We start from the raw sequence: 21,090 nt of genomic DNA, 5'->3' as shown, positions 1-21,090 counted from the left end.
CGGCTAACTCAAAGCTAGTGCCAGAGCCATCCAGCCAGTTCGCACCGCCATCAAGTGAGTATTGCCAACTCGCGACATCAGTGGCCAACGTTACGTCTACGGTCGCATCAGTGGTGATGCCATCTGAGTCAGATTCGCCCGTATCAGTGGCCAAGGCTAAGCTTGGCGCAGCTAGGGTGGTATCGGTAGTAATAGCGGCTGCATTGCTAGCGGCAGATGAGGTATTACCTGCAGTATCGGTTTGTTTAACTTGAATGTCAGCAATGGCATAGAAAGTATCTTCGGCTAACTCAAAGCTAGTGCCAGAGCCATCCAGCCAGTTCGCACCGCCATCAAGTGAGTATTGCCAACTCGCGACATCAGTGGCCAACGTTACGTCTACGGTCGCATCAGTGGTGATGCCATCTGAGTCAGATTCGCCCGTATCAGTGGCCAAGGCTAAGCTTGGCGCAGCTAGGGTGGTATCGGTAGTAATAGCGGCTGCATTGCTAGCGGCAGATGAGGTATTACCTGCAGTATCGGTTTGTTTAACTTGAATGTCAGCAATGGCATAGAAAGTATCTTCGGCTAACTCAAAGCTAGTGCCTGTGCCTGTAGTCCAATTAGACCCGCCATCAGTTGAATACTGCCAAGAGGCAACATCGTCAGCTAAGGTCACATTAACTGTTGCATCAGTGGTGATGCCATCAGAATTTGAACTGCCCGTATCAGTGGCCAAGGCTAAGCTTGGCGCAGCAAGGGTGGTATCGGTCGTAATAGCGGCTGCATTGCTAGCGGCAGATGAGGCATTACCTGCCACATCAGTTTGTTTAACCTGAATGTCACCAATGGCATAAGTAGCATCAGCGCCTAGCTCAAAGCTAGTGCCTGTGCCTGTTGCCCAGTTTACACCGCCATCTAGCGAGTATTGCCATGTGGCGCCAGCTTCTAAACCAGACACATTCACGGTGGCATCATTAGTGATGCCATCTGAGCTTGAGCTGCCGCTATCGGTGGCCAAGGCCAAACTTGGGGTAGCAACGACGGTATCTAAAGTGATTGCAGGAAGTATATTATTAATGACTTGCGTTAGCAGACTGCCATCAAGGTTAATTATCTCAATGCTCAGTGTTCGGGTGGTCCCAGACAAACCGCTTAGATCTGCGTCTGGGAAGGCCCATGTACCCTCTGTTTTTATGGCATTGATGACGACATCATCAGTGCTGTTATCAGCATCGGCTATGGTGACTTTGATGGATTCGGCATTAGCACCCAAGCCATTTGGATCAAAACTCACCCCGTTTTCAGTGATGACTATGTTAAGCGTAGTATCATCAAACACACCCACAACTTTACTGTTGCCGGCGATGTCTGTCACAATGACAGCGTAACTTATTTCGCCGTCAGACCAATCACTTAAGTCTATTGCGGGCGCAGACCAGACTCCGTTCTCATAAGTCGCATTGACGGTTTCGTTTAAACTAAGATCTTTATTGAACGATACCACGACAGACTGTGCATCAGCGTCTATGCCAGACAGGGTCACACTTACTGCGCTGACGTCACTGGCATTTAGAAGGGTATCTAACGGCGTAATCGCTAAGTCATAGTCGTCGTCGAGGGTATTATCAACGCTAATGGCAGCGGTACTACTTGTTGTTGCAGAGGCATTGCCCGCTGCATCGGTTTGTTTAACTTGAATACTGCCGATGGCATAAGTGGTATCCGCGGCTAACTCAAAGCTAGTGCCTGAGCCTGTTGCCCAGTTTACACCGCCATCTAACGAGAATTGCCATGTGGTGCCAATTTCTAAACCCGTCACGTTAACCGTGGCATCTGTGGTGATGCCATCCGAGCTCGAAGATCCTGTATCGGTAGCTAAGGCCAAACTTGGTGGGGCAACCGTATTATCAACAGTGATGGCTGCAGTATTGCTAACTGCTGATGAAATATTACCTGCGGTATCAGTTTGTTTAACCTGAACATCGCTAATGGCATAGAAAGTATCGTCGGCTAACTCAAAGCTGGTGCCTGAGCCTGTTGTCCAAGTACTCCCGCCGTTGAGTGAATACTGCCAACTGGCTACATCAGCTGCCAACGTCACATTCACGGTTGCATCAGTGGTGATGCCATCTGAATCGGATGAGCCAGTGTCGGTAGTCAAGGCCAAACTTGGGGCAGCAAGGATATTATCAACGGTGATAACGGCTGCGTTACTTGCAACTGCAGAAGTATTGCCCGCAGTATCAGTTTGTTTAACTTGAATATCACCAATGGCATAGGTGGTATTGGCGGCTAACTCGAAGCTAGTGCCAGAGCCTGTTGTCCAAGTACTCCCGCCGTTGAGTGAATACTGCCAACTCGCCACATCAGTGTCCAACGTTACGTCTACGGTTGCATCAGTGGTGATGCCATCAGAATTTGAACTGCCCGTATCAGTGGCCAAGGCTAAGCTTGGCGCAGCAAGGGTGGTATCGGTAGTAATAGTGGCTGCGTTACTTGCAATCGCTGATTCATTACCTGCCACATCAGTTTGTTTTACTTGAATATCAGCTATGGCATAGGTGGTATTGGCACTCAATTCAAAGCTAGTGCCGTTGCCTGTTGTCCAGTTTGCACCGCCATCAAGTGAATATTGCCAACTGGCTACATCGGCGGCCAAGATGACATTTACTGTGGCATCAGTGGTGATGCCATCTGAATCGGATGAGCCAGTGTCGGTAGTCAAGGCCAAACCTGGAGCAGCAAGGGTATTATCAACAGTGATAGCCGCTGCGTTACTTGCAACTGCAGACGTATTGCCCGCAGTATCGGTTTGTTTTACTTGAATATCAGCTATGGCATAAGATGTATCAGCTGCCAACTCAAAGCTAGTGCCTGTACCTGTTGTCCAAGTACTACCGCCATCAGTTGAATATTGCCAGCTGGCTGCATCGCTGGCTAAGGTGACATCTACTGTCGCATCTTGAGTAATGCCATCTATATGAGAGCTACCGGTGTCCGTCGCTAAAACAAAGTTGGGAGCGCCAGGTGCATTAATATTTACATTTATAATCACACCGCCACTGGTTTGACCGCCAACGACGTAACTTACTGTCACTGTGCCATCACCGGCCTCGGCAATAACATCGGTTGGCATACTAAAAGTAGCTGTGCCATTAGCGTTAAGATCTTCATCTTTGACCATATAGCTAAAGCTAACGCCGCCCCAGTCAATAATGACTTCATCACCAACATTAGCGGTAGCAATCGTTATGATGATCCCTGCATCGACTTCTTGGCGCGTCAAGCCACCAGAGGCCTTACTAATGACAGGTGCAGACAAAACATTACTTACGATTGCATTAACTAGCCCTGCCTCGCTGGCGTTATAGGCAGCAACCCCTGCATTAATAATATCCAAACCATCTTGCGTGATGGCCACTCGACCATCGTTAGTTACGGTAACCTCAGCAAATAGTTGCATCAAGGTGTTACTTAAGCCACCTGAGGCACTGTCTGCACCCGACAAGCTAGCTAACACTACACCATAAGCTTCAGCTGCGCTGATACCATCGGAATTATCAAAACCACTGTCGGTGACCGTAATAGCGGCCCCAAGTATATCTTCAAGACCAAAAAGAGCTGCCACTGTCGCGTTAAATGCTAATTGGCTTTCACTGACTGAGTTAGCTACACCGACTCCAGCCAATTGTGCGGCCAACTCGGTCAGTGGCGTAATATTAACACTAATATCACTGCTACCATCGCTGGTCACCATGGCTCGCAATGTGGTATTTAAGCTGGTATTTTCACCACTCGTTTCATCGGTATAATCACCTGCATCACCATTAATATCAGTTACCGATACCAGTAAGGTGCCCACATAAGAATCGTTTAACGAATAAACATATGGACCTTGGGAGAAATCATGTTCTTCTGTTACCAGCACATTGCCACTGGTATCGTACACCGTTACCAAGGCAATCGAATTTAAGTAACCCGCAGTGCCGCTAATGCTGAGTGAATAGTCATTAGCCGCGCTTTGATTACTCGAACTGATGGCACTGCCAACAATAAGGGCCGCGATTCCCGCGCCCCATAATGTTTCATGTTGGTCACCACCCTCGGCTAAGCCTGTTTGAGCAGTCCAACCTGTCTGCGCATCTGCGCCTGTCTCACTAAGTGGTTCGTTACTGCCAATTATATGTGGAGTACTGGTTATATCACCATTGGTATCAAAATCGGCGCCACTGTCTTCAGCATAAAAATCTTTGATAACCAGCACTATCTGGTCGTCTATCAATACTTCCATGTCGTCGTCATTTTGCTTGGTGCGGGCTTTTAGTGGATATGTACCTGTTTCCACATCCATCAAACCATAAGTCACGCCAGGACGGACGCCGACGGTTAAAACAGAGGAAAGATTTAGAGGGATGGAAACCGCAGCTTGCTCATTAGTAACTAAAACGATTTGTGACATAACAACTCCATTAGATAAGCGGTTTTCCACCTACATTAGGTAAAAGAACACAATAAACAACCCGCTGTAGCAGGTAATAATTTAAAAATGACAACGACGATATATTTAAAATATCTGAACATAAACCACGATGTATCTAGTTTCAGGAGCTTTTTCTTAGCCCTTGGTACCAGAACTAATACCTAAACAGGCAATAAAATAAGCTAGCACCCAGCTCTCTTTTGCCACTTACCGATAACATCGAATCGACATTAATATCAAAAGCCATTTAATTTGATAGATAATTTATATTAAAAAATGAAAAATCATAGTCTTATAACATTAAGTTTTTTGTATTAATTAAACATAAGTCTCGAAATGCAGCTCAGTACAAAAAACATTGAACGTTTTTCAATCACTTCATTATCTGTTTTACATATAGACACATTAGGGGACTACCAAGAGTGCAATTCACGAGAGAATTAGAGAGAAGAGTGCGAAATAATACAGCCGACAAACCTGCAGTTTCCGGGATGACGGCTATGTCCCCAAGCAACCTGAAGATGCGGGATTCAGGTTGTTTGGGTAGATACTTAAAACGGTACTGGAAATTCTCTGAGTGCCATATTGATATCTGACTTGGCTTTAGGAGACAAGCTCATCGCAAAGGCGGCAATGTTTTCTTTTAACTGCGACATTGACGTCGCACCAATAATGGTCGAGGTAACGCCTTCAATCTGATCACACCAAACTAACGCTAGCTGTGATGGCGTCATATTATGCGCGGCGGCTAAGTCAACATAACGAGCAATCGCTTTTTCACTCATTGGCGTGTGACGGAATAAGCCATTACGTTGAACTAGGGTCCAACGGCTTCCTGCTGGGCGTTGCTCGTTGAGATATTTACCGCTTAATGCACCACCAGCCAATGGTGACCAAGGTAAATATGCCACGTTTTCTCTGACACAATTTTCAATCAAATAGGGCCAATCTTTTGAGTGCAGTAAGTTGAATTCATTTTGAATCGATACCATTTTTGGCAAGCTGTGTTTTTCACTGAGCTGAAGATAGGTATTTATTCCCCAAGGAGTATCATCAGATAGACCACAGAAACGGATTTTTCCCGCTTTTATGCAATCATCTAAAGCTTGCAGGATTTCTAGCATTTGTTGCTTTTCATCTACCGTTTGAGTCTGCGAAAAGGATATTTGACCCGGCCAATGTTTACCAAAATGCGGAGACACACGATTAGGCCAATGTAATTGAAATAAATCAATATAATCAGTTTGCAGTCGCTTAAGAGAGGCATCGACTGCTTGGATGACTGTCTCACCGCTGATAGGCGCGCCGTCGCGTAAATAAGAAAATCCAGCACCAGCGATCTTAGTAGCTAAAACAAATTCCTTGCGACGTTTTGGGTTAGCCGCTAGCCAGTGACCAATAATGGTTTCGGTATGGCCATACGTCGCTTCTGTGGGCGGCACAGGATACATTTCGGCCGTATCAATAAAGTTAATACCGGCCGCCAAAGCAAGCTCTATTTGCTCATTTGCGTCTTGTTGTGTGTTCTGTATACCCCATGTCATCGTACCTAAACACACCCGTGATACTTTTTCGTTACTGGAGCCTAAGGTGGAATATTGCATATTTTCTCTCTTTGTCTTTAATACCGCTAAAATCGACTTCGCTTTAGCGCAATAAAATAAAACAATATAGTGTGGTTTGAGTGACCTAAAAGCAACTACCGCGTTGTCAGTACACTTAGCAATGCCCTCGCGCTTTTTCATAGTTAACTTGCTGCGCCAGATACTAAAAAGCCAGCTCTGTGTGAGTAGCTGGCTTTGGTGGTCTTGCTATTTTAAATTAAGCAACGATATCGAGTAACTCAACATCAAAAACTAAAGTGCTGTGTGGACCAATCGCACCACCTGCTCCCTGTTCACCATAAGCTAAATCAGCTGGTACGTGTAAACGCCATTTAGAACCAACAGGCATTAGTTGTAAGGCTTCAGTCCAGCCTCGAATAACACCACCTACTGGAAATTCAGCAGGCTCACCACGATTGTAAGAGCTATCAAATACACTGCCATCTAACAATGTGCCGTGATAATGGGTGCGCACTGTTGATGATGCGGTAGGAAGCGCGCCTTCACCTGCAGTTAATACTTCGTATTGTAAACCGCTAGCCGTTACCGTTACTTCTTCACGTTTCGCATTTTCAGCTAAGTAAGCTTCGCCTTGTGCTATAACCGCTTGAAACTGTTCTGCTTTGGCGGCTTGCATAATCTTGTGAATTTCATTGAATGCCTTACCTAAGGTATTGTTGTCTACCTGAGCTTCATGACCGTTAAATGCATCAGCAAGACCGATTTGCACCGCTTCAATGTCTAAACCAGCAAAAGGATTAGCACGTAATTGCTCGCCCATTTGTAAACCAATACCGTAACTTGCTTGAGATTCTACCGTCGAAAATTTATGTGCCACTTGAGCTCCTAATGAATGAGAAAAGCCACGGTTTTAAACAACATTAACGCCTTGATACCGTCGCTAAAATAAAAGCGTAAGAGTATATACTGAAAAGCCGCTAAAAAGCAGGATAAAACCGCAATATACTGATAGTTTGGCCGTGATTTAGGTATATCATATCGTAGATTGGCTTAGACAAATTCAGCCTACATGAGTATCTTACTGCTTAGAATAAACGCCATAAGGAGCAAACTGTGCCACATATTCTTGATTCTCAATTAACAGAAACCGTTCGTTATTTAGGGGCCACCTTAGGTGACACGATTCGGGATCAGCTTGGTGAAGACTGGTTACAGCGTATTGAAACTATCCGTAAAGACGGACGTAAGGCGTATCAAGGCAACGACGAGTCAGCGACAAAACTCAAGGCCCTTTTTGCTGAACTAGGTAATGATGAATTACTCACCATTGGCCGTGCTTTTTCACAATTTCTTAATTTAGCCAATATCGCTGAACAAGAATTTAATAGTAATAACACCATCGATGATCCTATCGAAAACCTTTTTCAGCATCTTGATAAAGCCTGTGTTGGGGCGGATACTGTTGAACAAGCCTTACAACAACTAAACATAGAATTAGTGTTAACCGCTCACCCTACAGAGGTGACACGCCGCACCCTTATTCATAAACACAGTGAATTAGCCAAATGCTTAAGCCAAATTCATTCAACAGGTTTAAGCGCGACGCAACGAAAATTAATTGAAACGCGCATCTCTGAGTTGATTGCCCAAGCGTGGCATACTGAAGAAATTCGTACCGTAAGACCAACCCCCGTAGATGAAGCGCGATGGGGTTTTTCGGTGATAGAAAATTCACTCTGGGACGCAGTTCCTGAATTTATCCGAGAACTAAATCAACGCTTTGTAGCTAAATACGAGCTTCCCATTCCACTTGATGCACGCTTGGTTAACATTGGCTCGTGGATGGGTGGAGATCGCGATGGTAACCCTTTTGTTACCTCAAAAGTCACAGAACAAGTTCTGCTATTAGCACGTAAACGGGCTGCCAAACTATTTGCTCAAGACATTGACATCTTACAAACCGAGTTATCAATGAGCGATTGCGACGATAACCTTCGGGCAATGGTAGGCGATAAATTAGAGCCTTACCGTGCTTTGTTGCGACCATTACTTGATAAGTTGAAAAAGACCCAAGAAGGTATCATCGATACCTTAGCAGGCGGAAGCGCGGCCAACTTAGTCAATCAAGATGATTGGGTAGCTAATAACGATGAACTGCTACAACCTCTTATGGCTTGTTACCACTCATTAAACGCTTGCGGTATGCAAGTCATTGCAAATGGCCATTTACTTAACACCATTCGCCGTGTGCATTGCTTTGGTGTGCATTTATTGAAGTTGGATGTACGTCAAGATTCAGAACGCCATGCTGATGTTTTTGCCGAACTCACACGTTATTTAGGCCTTGGCGACTATGGCCAGTGGAGTGAAGAAGATAAACAAGCCTTCTTGCTACGCGAATTAAGCTCTAAACGCCCCTTGTTCCCACCATCGTGGCAACCAAGCGAAGATGTGCAAGAAGTCATTGATACCTGTAAAGTCATTGCAAAGAATAGCCAGGCAGGTTTTGGCATTTACATTATCTCTATGGCAAGTTTGCCCTCAGATGTATTAAGTGTTGTCTTGTTATTAAAAGAGTTAGGGGTGACTTGGCCCATGCCAGTCGCGCCTTTATTCGAAACATTAGATGATTTAAACAACGCTGCCCCCGTCATCAAACAGCTAATGTCAATTGATTGGTATCGTGGTTATATCCAAGGCCATCAATACGTCATGATCGGTTATTCAGACTCTGCTAAAGATGCGGGAGCAATGGCTGCAGGTTGGGCGCAATATGAGTCACAAGAGGCCTTAGTGGCTGTAGCAAAAGAGAACAATGTGGAACTGACTTTGTTCCATGGTCGTGGTGGCACAATTGGCCGTGGAGGTTTACCTGCACACGCTGCCATTTTGTCTCAACCGCCAGGATCATTAAAAGGTGGCTTCAGGGTAACAGAGCAAGGCGAAACAATACGTTATAAGTTTGGAATGTCTATTTTGGCACAACGTAGTTTGAATATGTATGCCAGCGCGATACTCGAAGGATTAATTTTACCGCCTCCTGCTCCCAAAGAGGAATGGCGTGAGGTTATTAGTAAATTGGCCGCAGACGGACGAGATAATTATCGAGGTATCGTACGCCACGACCCCAAATTTGTACCATATTTCAGAGTAGCAACCCCCGAGCAAGAACTTGGGAAGTTGCCCTTAGGTAGTCGGCCGGCTAAACGCAAACCTACCGGCGGGATCGAAAGCTTACGAGCTATTCCTTGGATATTTGCTTGGGCTCAAACCCGTATGGTATTGCCTTCGTGGCTCGGTAGCATGAAAGCCGTACAAACAAGTTTGGATGCAGGTGCTGGCCCGATAATAGAAGATATGTTAAGTAATTGGCCATTCTTTTACTCGCGCCTATCCATGTTAGACATGGTGTTTAATAAAGCCGATCCGCGGATCAGCGCCGAATATGACAAACGCTTAGTGCCTGAGGATTTACGTCATTTTGGTGATGCCTTACGTCAAGAGCTTGAACAAAGCATTGTGCTGTTACTTGATTTACTCAAGCAAAAAACCGTTATGGAAAGTGATCCTAAAGGCGCGGTATCGATGAACATTCGAGCCAGCTATTTAGAACCCTTACATTATTTGCAAATCGAGCTACTCAGCAGAATCCGAAAGTTAGAAGATGTTGATAGTGACCCCTTACTAGAACGCGCTATGATGGTAACCATTGCGGGTATCGCAGTGGGCATGCGTAATACGGGCTAGTTCGAGCTTCGAGCTTCGAGCTTCGAGCTTCGAGCTTCGAGCTTCGAGCTTCGAGCTTCGAGCTTATTAATATTAAAAGCCAGTGCGGTAATCGCATTGGCTTTTTTATTCCCAAATGTGCTTATTAAGCTTTAAGTTCTGGTAAACGCAATTGGATAGTTTGCGGCACCCACTTTAGTACGTTCTGACGGCTATTTTGCCAAGAGCCGAAAGTAATAATAAGGTCGCACCAATACATAAGCCGGTAAGAGCAAAACTATAACTCATCATGCCATAGGTTTCTAACATGTTAGAAAAGGCAAAGACCACATAAACTAAAGCCGACACCATGATCGCTCGTCTATCTACAGCTATAGAAATCAGCGCCAACAATATATACAAACCAAGTACCAAATCCGAACTGGCGAAAGAGTCCACACCTTCCAATATACCTAAAGACGCAAAGATAGGATGTACTATCATGGGCGCGGCGGCTAAATGTAACCAAAATGCCACGTCAGAACGACGTGTTTGCCGATGGCGATTACCTGCATCCCACAACATTGCAATGACAAAAGTCACCAAGGAAGACTAAGGGCATGATATAGCTCACTGCTGTGGGAACAGCTGTTACAATAATTGCAAGCACACATACTACTGCGGCAGCGGTACCAACGGCTACGGTAAGTGGCACCTTAAAACATAACCAATGTAAGCGTGCAGCGATAGCGGTTAAGATCCCCGATAAGACCAAACTGAATTCTGAAACACGCTGCCCAATAAAGTCAAAATACAATATGGGTAGTGCAAACATTCCACCCAAAAACGCCAATAACAAACCAATAGCAGGTAAGGCCATACGACACTGACGGACAAAACACTCAACCAGTCCCCATGCCCCAAATGACAAAGCCAAAGCACCAGGCCATGGTGTTATCATGCCACCTATCCAGCTCAGTGACACCAATATCAAACCGCTGACAAGCATAACTCTAGGTTGTTTTTCGATGGAATTATCCAGAGGCTTAAGCCATATCTCAGCTTCTTTTATGGCAAAGACAACACCCTGTCTTGGTGAATTTCGCCACAGTTAGGGCTGGTTACAAGAGCCTTGCCACTTGAATGATTGCAAAAGTAATTGGATCTAAAGTGCTAGACATCAGTCACTTTATCACTGCGAGTTGTATGGTATTTTCTTTTTAATGTGATTAATGAAGTTCAAAGATCAGCTTAGGATTGGTTTGCCTAAATGTTTCATCCAGGAACTGTCGGACGCTTGGCTTAAATTCAGGCTTGTTTCTAACACCATTATAAATGGGTGAATTGGGCAATAAAGGGCTTATTCCGCTGTAATAGACAGACAAATAGTTGAGTTGTTTTTCAAAACTGACAAGCCCTTGTTCAGGAATCATCTGGTCAGTTAAATACCAGTAAAGTTGGCAGTACCAATCCATCCGGTTGACCAAATTAGTGCTACAAAAGAGCCCTAAACGTTGAGTCACGGTTGGCAGCAACACCTCGAGTTCCTTTGTTTTTCCTTGTCTTTTAAGAATGGCCAGATACAGCATTGCATTCGTTGGGTCCTCATCCATAGCTTTTTTAAGTAATTGCTCTGTTGGTTCAGTAAGCTCATAATTTTCAATAAATAATTGAGAATTGCCATTGAGTAAAGCGAGGGAAACTTCTATTTCTTTTTGCTCTCTTTCTTCGAAAAGTTTCAGCAATCTGCGTTCTTGCACCTGTGTCAAGCGGCCATAGTTACGTAATTGTAGAAGCAATAATGCATTGGCAAAATCAAAATCAAAATCAAACTGTGTTGGATTATTGCTACCGTTTTGCTGCATCAACGATAATGCTTTATCAATTTGATCGGTGTAAATCAATAATGTTGTTTGAACCGCCCGCAATTGCCCAGTTAATTCACCGCTATAATTAGCAAACAAGTGCAAACTTTTTTCAAAGTTATGTTCACCGGTAAAATAAACTAATAACTGGGATACCAGTAGTGATGTGGAGTTTGGGAATTTAATCTGCATGTCGTCGAGCAATGTTTTAGCATCTTCAATACGTCCTTGTGCGACATATAAGTCAATCAAATTTCGGTAGTTAATGGCACTGTGTGGGTTGGTACGCAATACCGCCAAGCGTTTTTCTATTGACTGCTGAATATCGTCAACAATGAGTAGATAAGAATTCTGAATGAAAGGGTCATTGGGTGCGAGTTCATAGGCATGCTTATACAATGTTAAAGAAGCGTCATTTTGGTCTTTGTTAGCAGCATAATCCCCTAAAACAAGATATTTTAATGCAAAATCAGGCGCAGCCTGCAATCGCCAAAATAGGCTTTCTTGCTCTGCATCTATGGTGTCCCAATCAATGCCACCATATTGGCCTGCCATCCTATAGGTCACAGATAGCTGCGCCATAGCCAGATAAAACTGCTCATCCAGCGCCATAGCTTGTTTTAATAGGGCCGCGGCTTGTTGTAAAGAGTCTGAGCTGCGTTGATAGGCTAGCTCCCTGCCCTGCACAAAGAGTTCATAGGCTTGTGGATTATTAGTCATACCTGCTTCGTGATTTACTTGTTCGGGTAACAGGTTGAGTTTGAGTGCTTGGGTAATGGCAAAAGTCAATTCATCTTGCACCGCAAAAATACTGTCTAAGGTACGGTCGTAAGTTTGCGACCAGATGTGCGCGCCGCTGGCAACTTCAATTAACTGAGCGGTAATACGTACTTTGTCTTTATCCTTACGCACGCTGCCTTCAAGCACGTAATTAACATTTAGCTTTTCGCCAATTTCTCGAATATCGGTTTTACTACCTTTAAAATTAAACGACGAGGTACGAGAAATCACCACTAATTGATTTAAGCGCGCCAAAGAATTAAGAATCTCCTCAGCGATACCATCACCAAAATAACCTTGTGATTTATCCGGGCTCATATCTTCAAAGGGCAATACCGCAATGGAGCGTTCTAAACTGTCATCGGCACTGGGTATGAGTAGTTTTTCATAGGCGATAAACGCCAAAGCCAGCGCCAAAGCACCAGCCAACAGGTAGTTGATTTTACTGCCGGTTTGCTCACGAATAGACTCATTGACATCCACTTCATGAGTGCGCTTTAAGCCCTCAGGCGTAAGCTCAAACGCCCAAGCAAAAATACATACAAAAGGAAAGGCAATCGCCAAAATGACGGTGGTGATAGTGCTAAATAAAGTTGGCAAGTGCAATGCGGGGGAAATCACCGAGACAACTTGTAAAATGATCCAGCACGTTACCAAATACACACTGGCAACCTTAAACACATTACGACGTTTTAACTCAGTAAATAAAGTCATGCTTCCTGCTCTTTATTCTTTGTTAATCCACCATAATCGATAAAAGTAAACAGTTCAATTTTCAAACAATAAAATATTTATCACTTTGTATTTGGATACGTAATGCTAACTTTGATAGATAGTTTTTGCCTTTAATGACGTTGATACAAACTAATCAAACTATCTAACTTCTCCGCTAACTGATTCAAGCTATTCGTTTCATCTGCAATTTGTTGCACGTTTTGTACATTTTGCTGTGCACTGTAACGAATATCCGCCATTTTTATATTTATGGATTCGATATTTTCCGATTGTTCGTTTGTGGCCACCGCCACTGTTTTATTCGTTTGTGAAATTTGGACAAAATGCTGCTGATTTTCCAACAATATTTTTTCTGCCTGACTAATTGATGTAGAGGTCGTTTGTGACTGCTGAATGATCTGGGCGATTTCAGTGGTAGCAGAACCTGAAGTTCGCTTTAATTCTTCCATGATATCTTGGACTTCGTGAGTGGAATCAGCCGTTCTGCGAGCTAAATTACGCACCTCTTCAGCTACTACGGCGAAACCGCGCCCCTGCTCGCCAGCCCGAGCTGCTTCTATCGCTGCATTTAACGCCAATAAGTTAGTTTGATCTGAAATGGCCTGAATGGTTTCAAGCACTTTAGCGATTGTCTCCGTGTTGTTCGTTAGAGAAGTTATAACTTTGGCTACGTCGTTAATCTTTTCAGCTAGCCGCTTTATGTCAATTTGGGTACTATGAATGACGTCGGTAATGACCTTGCCGTCGCCACTAATTTGATCCGCCACTTTAGCGGCATCAGTCGCATTACTCGCCGCCATCACCACGCTGGCACTGACTTTTTCTAAAGCATTCGATATTAGTTGAGTATTTTGAGCGCTGTCCTCTACACTCTTTTTTGTTTGATCAGCATCACGCTTGAGCAAGGTTGCGACTCCCCTTAACTCCTCACCGCTGTGGGCAATTTGATTAAACAAGTCCTCTAACTTCTGAATAAAGTTGTTGTAGCCAATAGCGACAACCGCTATTTCTTTTTGACCATCTTGAGGTAAACGATAAGAAAGATCTGCATTGCCCAGCCCTAGTTGACTGAAAACTTCGGCAAGCTGGCTAATAGGACGGGTCACTGATCCTGCAATAAACCAAGCAACTATAGAAGCCAGTAAAGCAACGAGTAAGGACCAAAGTAATATTTGCCAAGTAGCACTTGTTAAACTACTGAACATCTCATCGTATGGTACTTCAGCTACAACGAACCAGCCCATACTTGGAATAAAACTAGAAGCAAGTAAAAAGCGCTGTCCGTTTTTGTCTATCACTGACATGTTGAATTTTTGCTTATTTAATAATACCGCGCTGGTAGTAGCATCGAATAAAGTTGTTAAGCTGGCTTGCCCCACCACCGAACTGTCTTTGTGTAACTGCACAGCGCCGCTACCATCCACCAAATAAACAAAGCCACTTTGTTCCAATTGGAAGCTTGCCAGTATATCAACAACAGATTTGAAAGACTTAGCTGTACCTGACAAACCTTGGCCATTCGGCTGTTGATAATTAACAAATAAATCAGTTTTACCTGTGTTCGGGTCACGATATACACTCACCATGTACTCTTTGCCACTTGCCGTATAGTTGTAATACCAACCATCAGCATTATCTTGTTTTAAACGACGCAAGAAGCCATCTTGATTCCAATAATCAGCGGTATTTTTGTCTGCAAAAGATACCGCACTTAATTGGTTAGCCACAGCGACGGCTTTTAATTTTCTCACTAATAAAGCTTCACCTTCGTTATCTCGCACGCCATTTACCCACTGGTGAATATGCTCATCAGTGGCGATTTGGCGAGCTATAACCTGCATTAATACGATATCGCTATCAATATTTTCAGCAATTTTTTCAACTGTAGTTGGCAACTCAGATTTTAAGACTCGATTTTCAATACTGGATTTTGCCGTCAACATACTCACCGTACCGACCAGCATCGCAGTTAGCATTACAAAAAGAATTAGGGTTAAAAGAATTTTTTGTCTAATTGAAAAAGTATTTATCATTATTTGTGCCATCAAACAGTAAGTTGCGAATAAAAACGAAGAGCAAAGTCTAAGTTAAGCGCGTAAATTACAACATCCTGTTGTTCATTATTGTCCCCTTAACTGCATAATGATAAAAGCCACAGCAACTGTAAAGTCACCCTTGGGCATTATTAATAATATTACGATTTTTTTGTAATTATCCGGACCAAAAGGTCTAAAATGTTACAATAATGCATATAAATCAACATTTTATAAACAAACGAAAAGTTCGCACTTTACTTGTTTGTAAACTTCACAGCTATTTATAGTGATAAAAAAGGCCACCGAAATGACCTGTTTATAACGTTAGTTAAATCAGCTATTAAACAATGATTTTAGCTACTACAGCAGCATGGGATGCCCCGCATGGGATGCCCCGCATGGGATGCCCCACATGGGATGCACCACACTGAGTGCCCACGCCTAGGGAACCCCTCCAACTTACTCCGGGCATCCCAGCCTACGCCCCTTCGGGGCCGCGTTTCGCACGTTCAAACCTTCTCTCGAAACTTTTTCTCACGGAGGTATCCATTCGCCAGCGCGCAATAATTGGCAGCCATAAAAAAAGGCCACCGAAGTGACCTTTTTTAGAACGTGAGTTAAATCAGCTATTAAGCGATAATTTTAGCTACTACGCCAGCACCTACTGTACGGCCACCTTCACGGATTGCGAAGCGTAAACCTTCGTCCATCGCGATTGGGTGAATCAACGTAACAACAAATTTAAGGTTGTCACCAGGCATTACCATTTCTACGCCTTCTGGAAGCTCTACAGCGCCAGTTACGTCAGTTGTACGGAAGTAGAACTGTGGACGGTAGCCTTTGAAGAATGGAGTATGACGGCCACCTTCATCTTTAGACAATACGTAAACTTCGGCTTCGAAAGTGGTGTGTGGCTTGATTGAACCAGGCTTACACAATACTTGACCACGCTCTACGTCTTCACGCTTAGTACCACGTAGTAACACACCTACGTTTTCACCAGCACGACCTTCGTCAAGCAATTTACGGAACATTTCTACACCAGTACACGTAGTCGTAGTTGTATCTTTGATACCAACGATTTCTACTGGCTCACCTACTTTAACGATACCTTGCTCAACACGGCCTGTTACAACAGTACCACGACCTGAGATTGAGAATACGTCTTCGATTGGTAAGATGAACGGACGGTCAATGGCACGCTCTGGCTCTGGGATATAAGTATCAAGAGCTTCTGCTAACTCAACCACTTTTGCTTCCCATTCTGGGTCGCCTTCAAGGGCTTTTAACGCTGAACCTTTGATTACGGGCAAGTCATCGCCTGGGAAATCGTATTCAGAAAGTAATTCACGTACTTCCATTTCTACTAGCTCTAACAACTCTTCGTCGTCAACCATGTCACATTTGTTCATGAATACGATGATGTAAGGTACGCCAACCTGACGACCTAGCAAGATGTGTTCACGAGTTTGTGGCATAGGACCGTCTGTCGCCGCTACTACTAATATTGCGCCGTCCATCTGAGCTGCACCGGTGATCATGTTTTTAACATAGTCAGCGTGTCCAGGACAGTCAACGTGTGCGTAGTGACGTGCAGGTGTGTCGTATTCTACGTGTGAAGTATTGATTGTAATACCACGCTCACGCTCTTCTGGAGCGTTATCGATTGCTGCGAAGTTTTTCGCAGTACCGCCGTAGGTTTTTGCCAATACAGTTGTGATAGCTGCAGTTAAGGTGGTTTTACCGTGGTCAACGTGGCCGATAGTACCTACGTTTACGTGCGGTTTAGTACGTTCAAACTTTGATTTTGCCATTGTTTATTCCCCAGCAAATAGTAGTAAAAAATTTTGTTCTTGAGCTGGGGAGAGAAGTGGTGCTGATAGGCAGATTCGAACTGCCGACCTCACCCTTACCAAGGGTGCGCTCTACCAACTGAGCCATATCAGCACTGATTGGAGCGGGCAGTGGGAATCGAACCCACATCATAAGCTTGGAAGGCTTAGGTAATAGCCATTATACGATGCCCGCACATCTTAATTCTCTAGCCACCTCATGCAAAAAAGTGGTGGAGGGGGAAGGATTCGAACCTTCGAAGGCTGAGCCGTCAGATTTACAGTCTGATCCCTTTGACCGCTCGGGAACCCCTCCAGAGATTGATGGTGCCGACTACCGGAATCGAACTGGTGACCTACTGATTACAAGTCAGTTGCTCTACCAACTGAGCTAAGTCGGCACGACATCAAGAGGGGCGCATTCTAGAGTAATGATTCAGGTCGTGCAATAGCTGTTTTTAAAAAAAATACACTTTTTGTATCGTTTGCTCAAAATTACAACGGACTGATTGATTTTCATGCATAAAACGGCAAAAAACCGCTGCTCAATTCAATAATTTTTATATGAAACGCTGCAAACCAAGTAAAACTAAATTAGGAAAAAATCGTAAATGAGAGTTTTTTATTGAAAATAAAAGTGATTGGTCGCCACCTGTCACAAAAATTTTATACTCTGAACAGGAATTTGATAGATATTTTTCAGCCATAGCGACAAAACCATGTATCGCGCTCAAGCACCCATTGTTAACACAGCTAGGAGTCGTTGTGCCTACTTCGAGCGATTCTGGTAAACTTGCATCGGCAAAAACTTTTTGCGTGTTGGTCAACAAACTTTGTTTCATTAGGCTAAATCCTGGTGCAATCCACCCTCCAATATGCTGATTACCGACCACGATGTCACAGGTATTTGCAGTACCTAAGTCTAATACTGCCACTGCATCTGATGTTATCGAACGTGCTGCCAATACAGCCAACCAGCGGTCAATCCCTAAATTTTCAAACTGCTTGTAGGCACAAGTAATACCGAATTGTTGGCTTTGGATTGCGGCAACAAAGCACTCAACATTGTGCTTAGTGCATATCTGACGGATCTCTTCGACTAAACCAATTTTGCCAACTGATGCAACTAGCACTTTTTTACTTTGTTCGATGATAGTCTCTAATTCGCTCACCTCAGTGCAATGCTTTACACTTAATTCATCATTGAATGACTGAACACAAGCGAATTTAATTCTGCTATTGCCAATATCAATAAGGAGATAGCTAAGCTGGTCTAACACTTATTTCTCCACCTTGATATGCGCGAATACCGCTACTTGTTTCCACTAATAATGCCCCACTTGAATTTATTCCTCGGGCGATACCCGTAGTGATTTTTTGGCCGATAATAAGATCAATAGGCTTATTTGCATAAACATCCACCGCCTGCCACTTTTCAATAAAGGGGCTAAGCCCTGCTACTTCAAACTGCGCTAAAGTACTCGTCAGCTCTTCAATCAAAATCGCAGCAAATATATTTCGGTCAATAGGCTGGTTAGTAGCAGTTTTTATATCGATGTAGGGCTGATCTATTTGTGTTACCGATTCGGGTAAACTAACATTAACGCCAATGCCAATTACACAGTGGCACGCCCCTCCGATTTGCCCTTCAACTTCTATCAATACACCAGCAAGTTTTTTCCCAAATACGTAGATATCATTAGGCCACTTAAGCTGGGCGTCTTGTAAACCTATTCTGTTTAGCGCTCCTACTATCGCGACACCTACTGCTAGACTTAGCCCGCCAATAGCTTGATATCCAGCAGCAAAGCTCCATTGCATAGACAAGTACATACTAGCTCCATAAGGCGATACCCATGTTCGTCCCAGCCGTCCTCGTCCCGCCGTTTGTGCCTCTGCTAAACACACAAAACCATTCGGCAAATGTGCTTGCTGCTCTTTGATAAATTGATTGGTAGAGTCAATAACGTTTAGTACACACAAAGGGACATTTTCAAGCTGTTTGACATGACTTAAAATAGAATGCTTATCAAGTAAAGTTAGTTCATTTGCTAAACGATATCCTTTGCCCTGAACGCTATATATGTCAAGCCCCAATTCTGCCAAGCACTTTATATGATTAGAGACAGCAGCCCTTGAAATACCTAATTGCTCACCAAGTGTTTCACCAGAGCAAAACTCACCCTTCGCTAACTGTTGAATAATATGAGTTCTGATTACATCAGTAGCCGTGTTTTTATTAGTCATACTCGGTTCTCATTCACCTTTAACTCAAACACGGATGAGCCCAGTGTTGCTCACCAACTGCACTTCATTTTCAAGTTCAATTAAAAAATGCTCCTTGACAGCTTGCTTTATTTGTCGCGCTAAGCGTAGAAGTTCATCGCCGTTGCCCATCCCATTATTAGTGAGTACCAGAGGTTGACTAACATGGCATTGCACCCCACCCACCGACCGGCCTTTAAACCCAAGCGTATCAATGAACCACGCTGCGGGGACTTTAACTTTCTGTGAATCAATAGGATAGCTAGGTAACGAGGGGTATCGTTGCTGTAAATATTCGAACAGCGCTTTATCGATAATCGGGTTTTTAAAAAAACTGCCTGCATTACCCACCTTTCGGGGATCGGGTAACTTCAATTGGCGCACTTGCACTACTTTATTGAATATATCTTGTGCAGTAGGTTTCGGTAATTCACGTAACTCTGCATAGTTAGCATTGGCTACCCAGTTTTTACATAAACGAAACGTAACGTAACCAATAACAATCTGTCCGGCTAAGGCCTGTTTGAAAACACTATCTCGGTAAGCAAACTCACAATCTGCATGTGCTATAGTTTTAATTGTGCCACTGGCTAAACAAAGGTACTCAATGCTTGTTATGAACTGCTCAACTTCAACGCCATAAGCACCGATATTCTGAATAGGAGCGGCGCCTACAGTACCAGGGATTAAAGCCAAATTTTCAAAGCCAGCAATACCCTGCGACAGACACCACTCCACCAATTGATGCCAATTCTCTCCTGCACCGACCTTAAGTATAAAATCCTGATCTGTTTCGCGTAATGAAATGCCTTTTATCGCAATTTTATAGATGCTACCTAAAAAATTCTCTAAAAATACCGTATTGCTACCTTCACCGAGAATGTAATGATGTTGGCGCTTTATCTCTTGCCAATTCTGTTGAATATCTTGCAAAGAAGTGACAAGTTGAACATTAGCAGCATGAACCGGAAAACCGAAAGTGTGTAAGGTTTGTAACGGATACAAAAATAATTACTCTTTTTAAATGCCATAAATCAATAAAGAACAGTTTATCGAAGATGAAGGGTTTTACTAGATGCGGTGGTCTATTTGGCGATTTTAAATCCTTATACTTAGTGCCATAAATGATTTTACTAAAACGATAGGGTTAAAACTAATATATTTGTAAGTTCTTTGACTCACTATAACCAACAGCAAATATACTAATCGCCTTGTTTAATTACCAATCGTCGTATACCAGCCCGCACCATCCAAAATAACCACGGAATATTAGCCAAGCTTTATCTTGATCGATATCTATGAGGTGGGGTTTATCACTACGTTTTTATTGCCCCTAGGTGACCACAAGGCTTCCCTCTATTTTGTGGCTGGGTAGACAATGCTATTTAATCAAACTTGTATTGCTTAACTTCCTGAGAATCACTGCCTTTTCTATCTAATACCAATTAGCAATGATTTGTGATCTAATTGTACTACAACTTACCCGACCCTATTTTTCACTTGAAACTTGATACACCACAACATCTATTAGCATTGTCCAAAGCAGAAACAAACGCACCTGAGCGGCTTCGCTTGTTAGCGTTATCCCATTTTCTTGAGGGTAAAAACCGAACCCAAATTGCCCTTAGCCTTAAAGTCAGTCGGCGCAGCGTGAATAAGTGGGTAGCCGATTATTTATCAGATGGATTAGCGAGCTTGGAAGCGAAAAAGGCCCCAGGCCGCGTTGCCCTTTATCAATAAAACAGCGAGAGCAATTATTTGACTATATCGACAAGCAAAGTCGCAGTACAAAGGGAGGACGCTTAACAGGTGAAGCGCTCAGACTCTATGTGGCTGAGCAATTTC

Annotated in this window: 13 protein-coding genes and 4 tRNA genes; 2 read left to right on the top strand and 15 right to left on the bottom strand. The window is 43.6% G+C overall.

Annotated elements, in window-relative coordinates:
• From ACEN2L_RS20390 to ACEN2L_RS20380, 3 genes are all read right to left on the bottom strand, one after another.
• Window positions 1–4,441 (bottom strand): beta strand repeat-containing protein (locus tag ACEN2L_RS20390; RefSeq protein WP_441745921.1); only part of this gene is annotated, 4,441 nt, incomplete at its 3' end.
• Between the two features lie 572 nt (window positions 4,442–5,013).
• A complete protein-coding gene (locus ACEN2L_RS20385; protein ID WP_441745920.1) occupies window positions 5,014–6,066 on the bottom strand; it encodes an aldo/keto reductase in 1,053 nt (350 codons plus the stop codon).
• A 217-nt stretch (window positions 6,067–6,283) separates the two neighbouring features.
• On the bottom strand, window positions 6,284–6,904 hold the full coding sequence (locus tag ACEN2L_RS20380) for an FKBP-type peptidyl-prolyl cis-trans isomerase (protein ID WP_441745919.1): 621 nt from the start codon (window positions 6,902–6,904) through the stop codon (window positions 6,284–6,286).
• Window positions 6,905–7,140: 236 nt separating this feature from the next.
• On the opposite strand from ACEN2L_RS20380, the gene ppc reads away from it, so the two are divergent.
• Window positions 7,141–9,774 carry a phosphoenolpyruvate carboxylase gene (ppc, locus tag ACEN2L_RS20375; RefSeq protein WP_441745918.1) on the top strand — a complete coding sequence of 878 codons (2,634 nt, stop codon included), beginning with the start codon at window positions 7,141–7,143 and terminating at the stop codon, window positions 9,772–9,774.
• A 174-nt stretch (window positions 9,775–9,948) separates the two neighbouring features.
• Here ppc and ACEN2L_RS20370 read toward each other — a convergent pair whose 3' ends face one another.
• The 12 genes from ACEN2L_RS20370 to murB all read right to left on the bottom strand — a co-directional run bounded on the left by ACEN2L_RS20370 (window position 9,949) and on the right by murB (window position 20,250).
• Window positions 9,949–10,335 carry a hypothetical protein gene (locus tag ACEN2L_RS20370; RefSeq protein WP_441745917.1) on the bottom strand — a complete coding sequence of 129 codons (387 nt, stop codon included), beginning with the start codon at window positions 10,333–10,335 and terminating at the stop codon, window positions 9,949–9,951.
• Window positions 10,298–10,693, bottom strand: a complete 396-nt coding sequence (locus ACEN2L_RS20365) for a hypothetical protein (protein ID WP_441745916.1) — start codon at window positions 10,691–10,693, stop codon at window positions 10,298–10,300. Before ACEN2L_RS20365 ends, ACEN2L_RS20370 begins: the two co-directional genes overlap by 38 nt.
• Before the next feature lie 268 nt (window positions 10,694–10,961).
• Window positions 10,962–13,091, bottom strand: coding sequence for a hypothetical protein (locus ACEN2L_RS20360; RefSeq protein ID WP_441745915.1), 2,130 nt, complete (start codon window positions 13,089–13,091; stop codon window positions 10,962–10,964).
• A 131-nt stretch (window positions 13,092–13,222) separates the two neighbouring features.
• Entirely contained in the window at window positions 13,223–15,145 is a 1,923-nt protein-coding gene (locus ACEN2L_RS20355) for a methyl-accepting chemotaxis protein (RefSeq protein WP_441745914.1), read from the bottom strand.
• A 632-nt stretch (window positions 15,146–15,777) separates the two neighbouring features.
• Window positions 15,778–16,962: an elongation factor Tu gene (tuf, locus tag ACEN2L_RS20350; RefSeq protein WP_441741452.1), complete on the bottom strand. Its 1,185-nt coding sequence runs from the start codon at window positions 16,960–16,962 to the stop codon at window positions 15,778–15,780.
• A 57-nt stretch (window positions 16,963–17,019) separates the two neighbouring features.
• Window positions 17,020–17,095, bottom strand: a tRNA-Thr gene (locus tag ACEN2L_RS20345).
• A gap of 6 nt (window positions 17,096–17,101) precedes the next feature.
• A tRNA-Gly gene (locus ACEN2L_RS20340) sits at window positions 17,102–17,176 on the bottom strand.
• A 35-nt stretch (window positions 17,177–17,211) separates the two neighbouring features.
• A tRNA-Tyr gene (locus tag ACEN2L_RS20335) sits at window positions 17,212–17,296 on the bottom strand.
• Window positions 17,297–17,305: 9 nt separating this feature from the next.
• Window positions 17,306–17,381, bottom strand: a tRNA-Thr gene (locus ACEN2L_RS20330).
• Window positions 17,382–17,540: 159 nt separating this feature from the next.
• Window positions 17,541–18,260 (bottom strand): type III pantothenate kinase, encoded by a 720-nt coding sequence (locus tag ACEN2L_RS20325; RefSeq protein ID WP_306021909.1) that lies wholly within the window; start codon window positions 18,258–18,260, stop codon window positions 17,541–17,543.
• Entirely contained in the window at window positions 18,244–19,227 is a 984-nt protein-coding gene (gene birA, locus ACEN2L_RS20320) for a bifunctional biotin--[acetyl-CoA-carboxylase] ligase/biotin operon repressor BirA (RefSeq protein WP_441745913.1), read from the bottom strand. Before birA ends, ACEN2L_RS20325 begins: the two co-directional genes overlap by 17 nt.
• A gap of 24 nt (window positions 19,228–19,251) precedes the next feature.
• Window positions 19,252–20,250, bottom strand: a complete 999-nt coding sequence (murB, locus tag ACEN2L_RS20315) for a UDP-N-acetylmuramate dehydrogenase (protein WP_441745912.1) — start codon at window positions 20,248–20,250, stop codon at window positions 19,252–19,254.
• A gap of 462 nt (window positions 20,251–20,712) precedes the next feature.
• On the opposite strand from murB, the gene ACEN2L_RS20310 reads away from it, so the two are divergent.
• Window positions 20,713–20,985: a helix-turn-helix domain-containing protein gene (locus ACEN2L_RS20310; RefSeq protein ID WP_441745911.1), complete on the top strand. Its 273-nt coding sequence runs from the start codon at window positions 20,713–20,715 to the stop codon at window positions 20,983–20,985.
• The last annotated feature ends 105 nt before the right edge of the window (window positions 20,986–21,090 follow it).

The sequence above is a fragment of the Flavobacterium sp. W21_SRS_FM6 genome (genome assembly GCF_052119645.1).
Taxonomy (GTDB): Bacteria; Pseudomonadota; Gammaproteobacteria; order Enterobacterales; family Alteromonadaceae; genus Paraglaciecola.
Note: the sequence above shows the minus strand (reverse complement) of the source record. Positions and strands in the feature narration are given on the sequence as shown.